The sequence below is a fragment of the Aquiflexum lacus genome, assembly GCF_015476655.1.
Lineage (GTDB): Bacteria > Bacteroidota > Bacteroidia > Cytophagales > Cyclobacteriaceae > Aquiflexum > Aquiflexum lacus.
Window position 1 is genome coordinate 13,817 of sequence record NZ_JABFHF010000003.1, and the last position, 13,125, is coordinate 26,941.

Sequence of the window (13,125 nt, forward strand, 5' to 3'; positions counted from 1 at the left end):
ACTTTTAAATATATGATTTTTTTTAAAAATATAAAATCTTAGTTTAGAGTCTGAAGTATTAGTCCCGACAAACAAACTCTTTACGTCTTTTTAGTATATGATTTAAATAATAACTGGTATCTATCCAAAAAACTATTTATAAATATGATGATATGCTATAGGTTTATGGTTTTCAATCATTGCCTTCGATTTCAATGAAAATCTTCAAATTATCCCCTCCTTAAGTTTATGTTTCCATTTAATAAATCCTTCAGCAAAGTTTAAGGAAATATCATCGTGGTCTATGGTAGAAAATCCAAGGTCATTGTCAATATCTTTGTTTCTATATGCTTTTTTATATAGTTCACGTCCACCATCTCTAATTGTATTTATTGATGCTTCAATTCTCTTAAATTGTAATTCTATATCCAGTTCAGATTTTTCAATACTCCATATATACGTTGCATGAGAGTTGAGAAGCTCCCATACAAAATGGTTATTTTCTTTCCCTTCAATCAAAAATAGAAAGCCGAAGTTAGGATGAAGGGTAAACTTTAGCTTGCTGTTTTCCGACTGTTTTCTGCCAGCTAAGTACTCAAGTTGCTTCTTGTTTCTTGTTTTGTGGTTTTTAAGCAAGAGACCTAATATATCATCATCGCTCTGTTTGAAAACATTTCCTTCAACATCATTTGATTTGATTTCACCAAAAATTTCATCCAATGTGAAAAGTGATTTATCTCTGTCAAATGAATTTGGTTCTTTGGTCAAAGCAATTGTTCGATCATATTTGATGCTATCAACTAATTCTGCATCAATCTTCGAAATTTCCGGTGAGGTTGCTGTTGTTTCGAAAACCTTACCATAAGATATTTTGATAATAGCATTAACCCTGAATTTTTTAGTTTTTAATTTCTTAGAAAACCATGACTTTATACTTTCAAACTCAGCAAGTAGGAACTCATTTTTGACATTGAATTCAACATTTTCTGGAATTTTAGTTATCTTTTTAGTGAATGTTACATAACCATCCTTAAATTCTGCATCAGAAAAGTCAACCTTAAATTCAAAATTTAATGAATAGAAATTGGGATCTAAATCATCATCTTCCATGAAATCATGATCATCCTTTTTTTGTTGATGGAAGTCTAATTGATGGTAATCATCTTTTTTAGATTGCTTTGCGCTTTCCCTATAAAATCTATCCACATCATGATTATCCAATATACTTATTAAGTTTATCTTTGAATAGCTGGTCAGAAGCTGCTCAAAATTTAGCCAATCAAATTTTTCAAATGCTATTCGATCGATCTGCTCTGCGTATTTTTGGCCTTCAAAACTTTCAGTATGTTTGATAAAATAGTCCAAAACTTTCATTTTCCAGCACCTTGTATCATGGTTATATTCAATCAATTCAACATTCCAATATATTTCATTATGTGAACGAAATTTAAAATGTTCTATAGGGATATTTGTTTCACCAATAGGAATAGCCAGGGTTGGACTCAGATGGACTTCCTTGTTATCAATTTTTATGATTAACTCTCTACGCATAAGTTGTTAAACAAAATCCCTCAAATCCTCAAATAAGTAATATCACAAGCCTTGCATTTCCGTTTTTCCTGGTCGAGGTCTGCTGCATTGAACTTTCCTTCAATCCGGTCAAAAATATCAAGCCCTCGTCCAAGACTGATTTTCCATCCATTATCTGCCATGATGGATCTGTCATGGATATCCGAAAACTCATAAGTTAAGTGGATTCCAAGATCAGCAACACTTTCCTGTAAATCCTGGAAATTGGAAAGAGAGTCCTCCATATAGTCCGGATTGTTCAAAGTTACAATATTCTCCCATTGGCTTTTATTTATTTTGAAAGCTGCCTTTTCTTTAATTAGCGGGACATACTTTTCCAATTGGAGAGAATCTTTCTCCGAACTTTTCTCCGAACTTTTCTCCGAACTTTTTGACTGCCTTTTTAGGAGAACAGTGAAAATTCCCTCTGTCTTAAATAAGGCTGCCTATGACTCTTCCAATTTTCTCTTCAAGCTTTGTATATGCAGTATCTCCCTATTGCAGCCAACACTTTGTAAAGAAGAGTTTTCCCAATTGGAGAGCATCAATTATATGCCCGCAGATTAATCACCCATTTCAAATCCTCACCAACTCAGACTTACTCCCAATACCTGTAATAGAAACCCTTTGGATTGCTCTTGAGACTGCCACATACAGCAGGGATTTTTCATTTTTAAAGTAGCTCAGCTTTTCAGATTCTGACCAGTTTTTTAATTCTTCAAAATACCTGGGACAGGTTCTGTTATTGACATCTACCAAGAAAACCTGTTTGAATTCAAGTCCCTTAATATTATGAAATGTCAGAAGGTTGATTCCATTTTGATGTCCAACTTTGTTTCCATTTTCATACTCCGTGTAGGGTAGATTCACAAGATGGAGTTTTGACTTAATGTCCTTAAGTCCATTTTTTGTTCTTGATGTTATGGCAATTTCTTCCGGCTTATATCCTCCTTCTAACAATAAACCTACTTCTTGCAATACATAATCAACCTCCTGATCCTTGGAATGGAAGATTTTGTATTGTGGATGTTGGCCATGAAACAAAGATACATAGCCTCCTTTTTCTTCCTCCTGACCATCAAAATCATCATAGTGCTCGTCATTAACAATTGATATTGCGAGCTTCTTGATTTCCTCTGTTGTTCTGTAATTGATTCTTAACCTTCTGCTTCGCTTCCCTCTTATGTTGATTCCTGCTTGTGTGAAATTTATTCGTTTGTCGTAGATCTTCTGAAGTGGGTCACCAACCAGGAAAAGATCATTCGGTTTTTCACTTACAAGTGCCCTAACTACTCTAAGTTCTACATTCGAAAAATCCTGTAACTCATCTACCAAAGCATAGTCATAAACTTTGGTGTTATGGCTTTTGAGAAAATCGACCAACAGGTTATACAGTTCCTCTTTGTGGTAATAACTGTACTCAGCCTTGGCACCATTATATTTTTCAACCAAGGACCAGATCTCTTTTCTTTGTGTCCTACTTATCGCTTTTCCTCTGCCTGTTCGAGGGGCTTTCAGGTACTCCACAAGATTCTTAACGTCATGATACAGAATGATATCCGTATATTCTTTTATCAAAAATTCCGGGTCAAAAGAAGTCAATATCGTGCCTAATACTTCTTCCCAGATCTCTTCAGGCTTCTTAATGTTGTGTAATCCAAAAACCTTATAATGATTTGGAATCAATAGAAACTGTTTAACCAAATCGAAGGCCATGGCATCTATATTTGAAATTGTTATTCCTGAGAGGTCAATTTCAAGGTCATTTGCTAAGCCTTTCAAATTTTCAGTTAGTGCTTTTGTGAAAGTAGTGAAAAGGATTTTTTCACCTGATTGTCTGGTTTCAGCAAGGTATTTCATCCTGTGAAGAGCAGCTACTGTCTTTCCTGTACCCGCGCCTCCAGAAACTTTAACTGTCCCCGTAAATGAACTTGTCACTAATTTTCTCTGAGAAGGGTGAAGATAATATTTCCATTTTTTTAGGTTCCCTTCTAAAATATCATTGAACAAATCATCATCGGTAAGTTCAATGAAGCTTCGTTGATTATTGATACTTCTGATCTGTTCTTCTTCACTAACGGAACTTGCTTTACCCTCTTCAATTTCAAAAATCAATTGTTCAATTGCAGCTCCGTCTGAGAGGTAAAAGAGGTGTTCAAAAGTATCCTGAGGAATAAATTTTTCAAGTTTTTCCAAATCATCCAGATTTTGGATCCCCCTTATTGAAGGCAGCAACACTTCCGGAACACCAATTTTCATCAATTCAGGATCTTCATAATCGCTGAATAATCCCTGAATTGCAGTTAGTTTAGGTTCTACCGGAATTTCACTTTGCTCTTCCAATACTTCCGGTGCGGTAAATACCTGCATGCTTTGGGTATTTTCGTTCCATTGAAACACCTTGTTGGTGGCCCATTCATAAGCCTTATCGTGATGGTCAACCCAAAGTAGGTAATAGGTTTCTCCTGATTCAGGTACTTTGATGATTGCCCGGTAGGTTTGGTCCACTCTTGCGGATCTTAAGGAATTGTCCTTGAAGCCCTGAATAGGTTCCAGATGAATGGCTGTAGACTTTGAATTTTCCCGGAATTTCTTCTGAAATTCAATCACTTTTTTCTGGATGCCTTTCGGCAGTTCGATCAGGGAGTCAAAAAACTTATCATAAAACAATAATTTCATATCTCTTTATTTTTTAATTCCTCTTGAGATTCAATCCGGTAGCCAATATTTTCAAAATACTTAGTGCTTTGCTCATCGATAGGTCCGATTACCAATTTTAAATGGTCAATGATTAACTCTGCTTCAGCCAAGGTATTTCCTTGGTCGTCAAGAGCAGTATATAACCTAATCTCATCTTCTTCGCTTTTCAAATACCCTTTGGTGTAAAGTTTTGCCAAAACTTCATGATAGACTTCATCCGGGAAATTTCCTAATAGCTGTTCAAGGTTGTAGCCTGATTCCTCTTTCACCAACCCAGTGGTCTCTTGCACAAACTCCGCAAATTGGAGCATGTTAAATAGAACCCAGAAGTTATTCCATTCTTCTTTATCAATTTGCTCAGAAGACCTGATTTTATAATGGTAAAAGATCTGCCACTTTTTGAGATGGATCATGGCTTTCATTTCAAAAAGGGATGATTTGGGTACACCTTCGAAAGGAATTAATGCATCTTGGGTTCTTTGATCCAAAGCATACTGATCCCAATATTCTTCTTCAAAGAATGCCTTTTGAAGCTGATCGGGATGGTAGCTTGGTGAAAATAATTTTTGATGAAATGTGACCAAGTTCAATCCCCAAGTGTATCTAAAACCCTCATGATTTTTGATAGGGAATTTCAATAATCGCAAGAATCTTTCGAAATTATTCCTTGCCTCATAAACTTTGATAGGGTCATTTGCACCAAATTTCCCAAGCATTTTGTTTCGGGTTTCTTTAAAACCATCTGTTTTAGATAGTTGAAAGAGAAAGTCTTCTGATTTACGGATTTCATTATCTCCAAGAAATCCGGAATCAAATTTCTCTACATCTTCCCAAGTTAAAGTCCAGGTAAGATATTGGGGATTTTCAATTATGCCTTTTCGCTTTTCCAAATCATTCACAAACCTATTATTTTCTTCAGAGGCGTGATATTGGAAGCCATCCAAATAAACAGCAATTCGAGGAACCATATCCAATTCATACAATACTTTTCCATTAAAGCTTGCTGATGTACATACAAAAAGAAAATCGGTTCTGGTGATAAATTGAATTCCATATTGAGGGCCAAGAACTACCTGAGGTCTTATATGGTAGGTCAAGGATGAAAGTTCATTTTTATACCTGAGAATATAACTGACAAGACCCTCTTCCTTGATATCTTCAAATGTCCATTCTTCTTTATTATCTGCAAGAATCTTCAAACTTCTTACAAACCTATCCTCCAATTCAGACTCTTCAATTTGACCACTTGCAGTAATTTTGCCCAATCCTTGAGGAACAGATTCCCAGCTTTCCGATTTCTGAACAATTTCAGCAAAACGTTTTTCTGCACGCTCCCTGCTCAAATCAGACTGATAATATTGATTGCTGTAAGAATAAATGCACCTATAGCAGCCATCTTTTCCGTGATGCTGACAGGAACAATTTTTGATTTCTTGATATGCTAAACGGAGTAATTCACTGAAATTAGAAAAGTCAAATAGTTTCTCCAAATAACCTGTACCTCCGGGAACAGTGTCATATAGCACCAAATACCGATCAAACTTACCCGTATGGTGATTGAATTCCCTATATTCAGAAATGGCAATATGCTGGGGATTTCCATTGAAATACTTTTTCAAACCCAACTCAATCCCAGCTTGGAACATTTTGATCTCTGCCTCTGAGTTAAAGTCCTGAACAGGCAATAAGATTTTCAATACCTCAGTCTTGACTTCCCGAAAAAGGAACACTTCGGCATAAACCTCATCAGATTTCCCTACGTATTCCTTGTCTTTATACTTACAATACCCATAATGATACCTGTAATCTTTTTCCCGTAAATTAGAAGTTGATTTTCCACAATATCTACAGGTGACAAATCCATGGGCAGGAACTTCGGTATTATTGATTTTAACTTTTCTGGCATCAATAAGTCCCTGCCTTCCAAGATTGGCATCTGTAATGGTTACGTTTTTGACGAATTCAATCCCAAATGGAATTTCCTTCATTGCCCACGCTCCTGCAGATTGGTTGGTCTTAAATTCAAAATGACGATTGACCTGAAAAATGATGCTTTCCCTGTCTTCTTTATCATCTTTCAGGAAAGCGTCAGCTTCATTATTAGGCTTACTTTTACTACAGTACAACGGGTTTCCACCTATTCTGCCACCATGGAAACGGAGGAAGCATCTTTTGAAACCATGGCATTTGACAATGTGGATGAGACCAGGCATACCGAAATGCTCTTCAACCATACCGAAGGGGGACAGAACAGTGCCAGGCTGAATGCCGCAGCGGGAAAGGTCATGGGACCTTCCCTGAGCCTGGAGGTAAAGGCCGGGGATACCGTAAGGATGGAAGTACAGGCCAAATACCTTGACAAATACAAAGGTTCCAATGTTCTGCCGGGAGCAGCTTCCATCATTGCGGCTTCATTGGTCGCGGCACCGGTTAATGAAGCGTTGGGTATTTTGAATGAACTGCAGAGCGTATTGGGTGCAGGACAGGTCGCGGCTTTTTCCGATAATGATGAAATTCCCAAAGCCTATCTGCAGTACCTGTATTTTGACAATGTTTATAAGTTCAAAAAATCCGGTTTCAGGCAGATAAGCAAACAGGGGGAAGGGAGTTTCGAGACTCTGACGCTGGAACATGTGGCAGAGGAAGACGGCTTTATGATGATGTACGTGGCCAATGAGACCAATGAGGATCTCAATGTCTTCTTCGATGACCTGACCGTGGTCCATTCCGAGGGGCCGGTGATCAGAAAAGATGATTATTATCCCTTTGGATTGTCCTATAATACTTCTACTTTAGGTGGTGCTTTGACCAACAAATATCTTTACAACGGTAAGGAGTTTGAAGGGGAATTGGCGCTGAACTGGAATGATTACGGGGCGAGGATGTATGATGCGGCAGTGGGGAGATGGTTTGTTGTGGATCCATTGGCTGAAAAAGGAAGAAGATGGAGCCCTTATACTTATGCATTCAATAATCCAATAGGCTTTACTGATCCTGATGGAATGTGGCCGGATTGGAGTCTAAGTGATATAGTTCATACAACGCTTGATGTAGTTGGACTAGTACTTGGATTAGGAGAAGTAGCGGAAGGAGTAAATGCAGTTATATACTTGGCGGAAGGGAATTATACAGACGCTTCTTTGAGTGCTGCCGCAATGGTACCTTTTGCGGGAACTGCCGCAACTGTTGCTAAATTTGCTAAAAATGCCGATAAAGCTATCACTTCAGTAAAGGCTGCTGATAAAGCCGCGACCCTTCAAAAAAATATTGAAAAAGGTAAAGATTTCGAAAAAGTAGTATCGGGAGATCTAGCAAAAAAAGGAAATAAAGATATTGCTGAACAAGTTACCATTAAGGCTGATAATGGAACCAAAACAAGGGTAGATAATATTAGTAAAAATAAAGATGGAAAAATAGAATTAACAGAGGCTAAATCATCTTCTACAGCTCCATTAACAAAAAATCAAAATTCTGCCCATCCATCAATTGGGCAAAGTGGTGGCACAGTTGTAGGGAACAATGGAGCTGCTTTTGGTTATCCTGCCGGTACCAAGATACCACCTACAAAAGTTGATGTAGTCAGACCAAATAATTAATAAACATGACAGAAAGAGAATTTCTAAAATCAGAAGTATTAAAAGGTCTTTATGAAGAATTAATACATTATGATTATATACTTATAAAATCTACAGGCGAATTTGTTAAAAAAAGCAAGGATGGTTGGTTTAAGTATTCGCTATTATTTTTAATTAGGGATGAAGGTTGGGAAATTAATCCTACTATAAGCTTAAGAATTAATCTTGTAGAAGAAATTTACCACACAGTTTCTGGATTTGAAAAAAAATATCAAAAAGGGACACCTACATTAGGCACATCTGTCGAAAATTATATAAATGACGGACAAGAATATAGATTTCGCTTAGTTAATGAAAATCAGATAAATAAAGTAGTTTCAGGATTAACTGATTTATTTAAAAAAGTTGCATTACCATTTTATCAAAGGTATTCATCAATTGAAGCTCTTGATAAGGTCCTAAATGAAAATCCTAGTGATTCATCCCTTACTGGAGCGATTTTTAAAGGTGCTAAAGGACTTATTTTAGCTAAATTAACGAAGCGTTCTGATTATCCGGATCTTGTTAAAGTATATACTAGTCATTATGAACAATTAGCAGATGGGTTTTATTTAAAAGATTTCGAAAAGCTTATCTTAAAATTGGATTCATCTAATATTGTTAACTAAAAAAAACATGCAATTTCTAAAATATTTATTGATCATAAGCTTATTTTTTCAATGTTCTAATTCCTCTTCAACAAATAATAATTCTGAGAAAGTACAAAGAGTGATGCAAAAAGAAGTTTTTTCTATTTCAAGTAAGCAACTTCATTTTTTATTAAATGAAAAACCAGTTTTGTCAGGGAAAGCATCAATGATGGTGCCCGAGAATTTTAAATTAATGAATTCTGAAATGCTTGCTTTAAAATACCCTAATGTAGGACATCAACCAACTGAAGTTTATACAAACCTAGAGGGCACTATCAATATTGCTCTTAATCATACAAAAAATGTAGCATCAGAAGATAACTTGCAAGAGGTGAAAAAAGCTATGGATGCTCAAATTAATAAGCCTCCCATAGAATTTATTAAAAGTGAATTGGTTCAACTAAACGGTAACAGGTGTATTCTTATGGAATTTAAAAGCCAGGCGGTGGACAGCAAAATTTATAATTTAATGCTTATCACAAGCTTAGAAGGGCGTCTTGCTATGGTTACTTTTAATTGTACAGAAGAAAATTTAAATATTTGGAAATCAAGAGGGAATGATATTATATATTCCTTTAAATTAAATTAATTTTCAATACAACTGCTTTAAGATATTGACTCAGGAGTTGGGCGTTGACCTAAGTGCTAGTATAACGGTAAGGAGTTTGAGGGGGTATTGGGGCTGAACTGGAATGATTACGGAGCGAGGATGTATGATGCGGCTGTGGGTAGATGGTTTACTGTGGACCCTAAAGCACATCTTCTACCTTCCTGGTCGCCGTATGTATTCAGTCTGAATAACCCTATATTGTTTATTGACCCAGATGGGCAATTTCCATATACTTTCCATGTGAGAGCTTTTGCACCTACTGGATCATTTAAGGGATCCGGTTTCCATGATGATGGCAGAGGATTTTCTACAAATGCTGGTGCATCATCAAGGATAAAGCAAAACTTTACAGTTGACCCAACAGCCCAAACATTTTCAGGCGGAACACCGACTAGTGATCCGACATACTGGAATGGTATTAATACCGGAACTGCTACAAATAAGTGAGGTATTTCTACACCCGAATTTGGAGCCAATTCACTTGGTAGTGCCACTGCCTCTCTTTCCTCTAATTTTGAGGGTTCTAATCCTGCATTTAAGGGCTTAGCTCCTAATATTGAAGTTAGTTCTGCTTTATCGATAACAGAGAATTTAGAGAAAGGGCAAGTAACTATTTCGTTCGATCTTTTCAGTAAACAATTTCCGGCAACGGAAGGGTTTGTTCAGGACGCAGCTGGAAACAAGTGTATTCTTAGGAGGTGCAGCAGCTTTTGGAAGTGCTGGAAATTTGGTTAATGCTGATAAAAAACAAGTTTCTACAATTGATTTGATAATTGGGATAAATGATAAAGGAGTATTTCAAAATGTAACAATGGGAGGAACGACTTATTCCCTTGATGATTTTAACAATCTACGAACATCCAAACCTTCAGGACCATTCCCCAGAGAGGACAAAGACAAATAAGCAAATGATAAGTTATATAATATACGGGATATACAATCTGGTTTTTCAAATAGCTTCCATCGGCTTTTTGTTTTACGCCAATACATACCTGAATGGGTTCATTATTCCTGATCGCCTTCGATGGAAGAACGGGGGACTAAGGGAAGACCTAACAAGTTTGGCGTTCGCACAAGCAACAGTATTAATAATAGAGGCTGCTTTATTACTGCTTCTGATTTACTACATTAACAAGTGGTATTTAACCAACTTGGCAGGAGCAAGTGATCCTGTCAAGGTTGCACTATGGACAGCAGGTATTTATGCAGTTATTACTGTGGGGGTAATACTTGTGACGACTTACCTGAACTTCAAATAATTAAAAAAGCCCGGACTTGCCGGGCTTTTTGCATTTATAGCGCAGCGACATTTTTCTGGAAAAAGTCTTTGAATTTTTTGTTGGTGAGCATCTTGTCTATCAGCTTGAAGATGGTCTGCCTGTCCTCTTCTTTGAGCTGCTGGATAAGCCTGAGCTGTTCTACGGCGGTTTTGTCCTCGATGACGAATTCTGATGGGATCCATGAAAGCAGACAATCTGACCATAAACATAATGGGATCCAGGCCAGTCAGTGACTCGGCAGAATGCGAAAAGATGCCTGGTATTGGCCCATAATACTCCCATGGATGTGACAGTGGGTGATTCGATTCGTCGCGGCGAAAGGCTAGTAAAATTTCGAAACTTCCCATTCTTGGCCATTCTGTGCATTAAAATTCGCTACACTTTTAATCCATAAATAGCACTTGAAAATAATAATCCTTAACAATTTGGGAAGTGTTATAATTTTACAGTCATTTGATGAAATTTTCAACACATGAGACGTCAGCTTTTGGATTTATTCCAGGTCTTTACCTACGGTTTACTTTGTGTCTCAATTATTGGTGTTTCATTGTGGTTTGCCACAACTTCTGAATCCTTTACAGATCTTACCGCTGAAATACCTTTTGAAAAAATAGATATAAATCATAGTACGTCATACTTAGACTTTGAAAATGTCTTTGTTTCTGAAAACAGTACATCAGGGTTATTTTCCCAAGAAAAAAGCAAAAATCAAACCGGAGAAAGTAGCAGTATTTTCGGCTACAGGTCTATAAGTTTTTATCAATCATTTTTTGTAACAATAATATACAGGGAGCCGAAGTTTGGTAGCCTGCTGGATCAGCTCCACAACATTCTTTTCTTTTTCTGAGATTAACCAAGCCTTCATTGCACAGAAGTTCCCCGCTACAAGCACTGGGGATGCAAAAACAATCCATTCATTGTAATTATTTAGATTTTCTACCTTCTTGTTGATGAAAAATAAAACTTTGGCCAAGGATGCCTGGGGCTCCAGGTTAGGCCTGATTCTAGCTATGGCAGGCAATGCTGTAGGTCTTGGAAACTTCTTACGCTTTCCCGTTCAGGCAGTTCAGAACGGGGGAGGTGCATTTATCATTCCTTATCTTGTTTGTTTTTTGATCCTGGGCATACCCCTCTTGTTTATTGAATGGTCTTCCGGCCGGTTTGGGGGAAAATTTGGCAATCACAGCACACCTTTTATTCTCGACACAATGGGAAAAGGGAGGATTTGGAAATATATTGGGGTGTTTGGCATCTTTACAAACATTGCCGTAGTAGCATATTATACTTACATAGAGTCGTGGAGTTTGTCCTATGTCCTTCATTCACTGATGGGCACGTTTGAAGGAATGTCCCAATCTCAAGTAGCCCAGTTTTTTGATAACTACATATCAATCAGTTCCAGTACCACCGGCATTCCATTTGAGCCTGTGGTTATTTATATTTTAGTTTTGATACTCAATGTTTACATCCTATCCAAAGGTCTTGGTGGTATAGAAAAAGCTGCCAAGATAGGGATGCCACTTTTAATCCTATTCGGTATCATATTGGCTGTCAAATCCCTTACATTGGGAGAATCAGGCCGATCAGTACAGTTTCCTGATGCGAGTGCCTGGGATGGATTGAATTTTCTATGGACACCTCAGTATGATTCCCTACTTAACCCAAAAGTTTGGTTGGCAGCTGCCGGGCAGATTTTCTTTACGCTATCTGTAGGAATGGGGACAATTCAGTGCTACGCCTCATATCTTAAAGCCAACGACGATGTGGCATTGAATTCCGTTTCGGCGGGCTTTATGAATGAATTTGTAGAGGTAGTGCTTGGAAGCGCTATCGTCATTCCAATAGCTGCAGGCTTTTTAGGTTTGGATTGGGTATTGGAAAATGCCGGCTTTGGTATGGCATTCCAAACCATGCCATTTCTCTTTCAGCAATGGGGCACTGTGATGGCTACATTTTCAGGGGTTTTTTGGTTTGGATTGTTGTTTTTTGCAGGTATTACTTCATCACTCGCCATGGGGACACCTTGGATGGGCTTTATGAAAGATGAATTTGGTTGGGGTATGAAAAGAGGAGCCTGGTCTTTTGGGTTGTTGGCTTTGATTATGGGATTGCCGACTGTTCTTTTTTATCAGCAGGGCTTTTTTGATGAGTACGATTATTGGGGCGGAACTGTCAGCCTGGTCATTTTCGCCCTATTGGAGTCCATCTTGTTTTCATGGGTTTTTGGGATCAACAAAGGTTGGCAGGAAATCATGGAAGGGGCAGATATTCATGTTCCTATTATATTCAAATTCATCATCAAATATGTCACTCCATTGATGCTTCTCTTGGTATTCATCGGAGCTTTGGTGACGCCTCAAGGAAATGATTGGACAACCAATATTCAGAACCTATTGAGTGGTAATACATGGCAATTGGATAGCAGCTCCATCATCAGAAAGCTTTCCCATTTTGAATTAACAAATCAACTTGCTGTGTCAAATACACCTCTTAAACGGGAAATCATAGAAGATAAAATATTCTATTCCAACTTTGCCAGAATCCAGTTGGTAACACTCTTTCTATTCATCGCATTATTGGTTTACTACGCAAATTCCCGAAGAACTAAATTATTTACAAAATGAACCTTATACCCTTACTTGTGCTCTTGGTTACCCAAAGTTTAGTGACAGGCGCAACGATCTATTTCTTGTGGAAGGTCATGAAAACACCGTTGGAAGACG

General features: G+C 37.5%; 11 protein-coding genes and 1 pseudogene. 8 read left to right on the forward strand and 4 right to left on the reverse strand.

The features are described from left to right. Nucleotides 1–204 precede the first annotated feature (204 nt). The 4 genes from HMJ38_RS03780 to HMJ38_RS25270 form a co-directional block, all read right to left on the reverse strand. Complete coding sequence (locus tag HMJ38_RS03780; RefSeq protein ID WP_194973042.1) at nt 205–1,530, reverse strand: hypothetical protein; 1,326 nt, start codon at nt 1,528–1,530, stop codon at nt 205–207. Nucleotides 1,531–1,550: 20 nt separating this feature from the next. Further along, complete coding sequence (locus HMJ38_RS03785; protein ID WP_194973043.1) at nt 1,551–1,889, reverse strand: MIT C-terminal domain-containing protein; 339 nt, start codon at nt 1,887–1,889, stop codon at nt 1,551–1,553. A gap of 235 nt (nt 1,890–2,124) precedes the next feature. Then, nucleotides 2,125–4,227 (reverse strand): UvrD-helicase domain-containing protein, encoded by a 2,103-nt coding sequence (locus HMJ38_RS03790; RefSeq protein WP_194973044.1) that lies wholly within the window; start codon nt 4,225–4,227, stop codon nt 2,125–2,127. After that, the gene (locus HMJ38_RS25270; protein WP_228779872.1) at nt 4,224–6,236 is read right to left on the reverse strand and encodes a DUF1998 domain-containing protein; all 2,013 of its coding nucleotides are present in this window, start codon (nt 6,234–6,236) and stop codon (nt 4,224–4,226) included. The genes HMJ38_RS03790 and HMJ38_RS25270 overlap by 4 nt, the downstream gene beginning before the upstream one ends. A gap of 39 nt (nt 6,237–6,275) precedes the next feature. On the opposite strand from HMJ38_RS25270, the gene HMJ38_RS03795 reads away from it, so the two are divergent. From HMJ38_RS03795 to HMJ38_RS03830, 8 genes and pseudogenes are all read left to right on the forward strand, one after another. Then, complete coding sequence (locus HMJ38_RS03795; RefSeq protein ID WP_228779873.1) at nt 6,276–7,844, forward strand: RHS repeat-associated core domain-containing protein; 1,569 nt, start codon at nt 6,276–6,278, stop codon at nt 7,842–7,844. Between the two features lie 5 nt (nt 7,845–7,849). Next, entirely contained in the window at nt 7,850–8,491 is a 642-nt protein-coding gene (locus tag HMJ38_RS03800) for a hypothetical protein (RefSeq protein WP_194973046.1), read from the forward strand. 7 nt (nt 8,492–8,498) lie between these two features. Continuing rightward, nucleotides 8,499–9,101, forward strand: a complete 603-nt coding sequence (locus tag HMJ38_RS03805; protein ID WP_194973047.1) for a hypothetical protein — start codon at nt 8,499–8,501, stop codon at nt 9,099–9,101. Between the two features lie 72 nt (nt 9,102–9,173). Then, nucleotides 9,174–9,569: pseudogene (locus tag HMJ38_RS03810) on the forward strand (RHS repeat-associated core domain-containing protein); the annotation flags it as partial. Nucleotides 9,570–9,780: 211 nt separating this feature from the next. Then, on the forward strand, nt 9,781–10,026 hold the full coding sequence (locus HMJ38_RS03815) for a hypothetical protein (protein ID WP_194973049.1): 246 nt from the start codon (nt 9,781–9,783) through the stop codon (nt 10,024–10,026). Between the two features lie 4 nt (nt 10,027–10,030). Further along, a complete protein-coding gene (locus HMJ38_RS03820) occupies nt 10,031–10,381 on the forward strand; it encodes a hypothetical protein (protein WP_194973050.1) in 351 nt (116 codons plus the stop codon). A 493-nt stretch (nt 10,382–10,874) separates the two neighbouring features. Continuing rightward, nucleotides 10,875–11,249, forward strand: coding sequence for a hypothetical protein (locus tag HMJ38_RS03825; protein WP_194973051.1), 375 nt, complete (start codon nt 10,875–10,877; stop codon nt 11,247–11,249). Between the two features lie 103 nt (nt 11,250–11,352). Beyond that, the gene (locus HMJ38_RS03830) at nt 11,353–13,026 is read left to right on the forward strand and encodes a sodium-dependent transporter (protein ID WP_194973052.1); all 1,674 of its coding nucleotides are present in this window, start codon (nt 11,353–11,355) and stop codon (nt 13,024–13,026) included. The last annotated feature ends 99 nt before the right edge of the window (nt 13,027–13,125 follow it).

Excerpts from the sequence above, each read along its gene's own strand:
- HMJ38_RS03780 (WP_194973042.1), bottom strand. The coding sequence starts at position 1,530 with ATGCGTAGAGAGTTAATCATAAAAATTGATAACAAGGAAGTCCATCTG.
- HMJ38_RS03790 (WP_194973044.1), bottom strand. The coding sequence starts at position 4,227 with ATGAAATTATTGTTTTATGATAAGTTTTTTGACTCCCTGATCGAACTG.
- HMJ38_RS25270 (WP_228779872.1), bottom strand. The coding sequence starts at position 6,236 with ATGAAGGAAATTCCATTTGGGATTGAATTCGTCAAAAACGTAACCATT.
- HMJ38_RS03795 (WP_228779873.1), top strand. The coding sequence starts at position 6,276 with ATGACGATTGACCTGAAAAATGATGCTTTCCCTGTCTTCTTTATCATC.
- HMJ38_RS03800 (WP_194973046.1), top strand. The coding sequence starts at position 7,850 with ATGACAGAAAGAGAATTTCTAAAATCAGAAGTATTAAAAGGTCTTTAT.
- HMJ38_RS03805 (WP_194973047.1), top strand. The coding sequence starts at position 8,499 with ATGCAATTTCTAAAATATTTATTGATCATAAGCTTATTTTTTCAATGT.
- HMJ38_RS03820 (WP_194973050.1), top strand. The coding sequence starts at position 10,031 with ATGATAAGTTATATAATATACGGGATATACAATCTGGTTTTTCAAATA.
- HMJ38_RS03825 (WP_194973051.1), top strand. The coding sequence starts at position 10,875 with ATGAGACGTCAGCTTTTGGATTTATTCCAGGTCTTTACCTACGGTTTA.
- HMJ38_RS03830 (WP_194973052.1), top strand. The coding sequence starts at position 11,353 with ATGAAAAATAAAACTTTGGCCAAGGATGCCTGGGGCTCCAGGTTAGGC.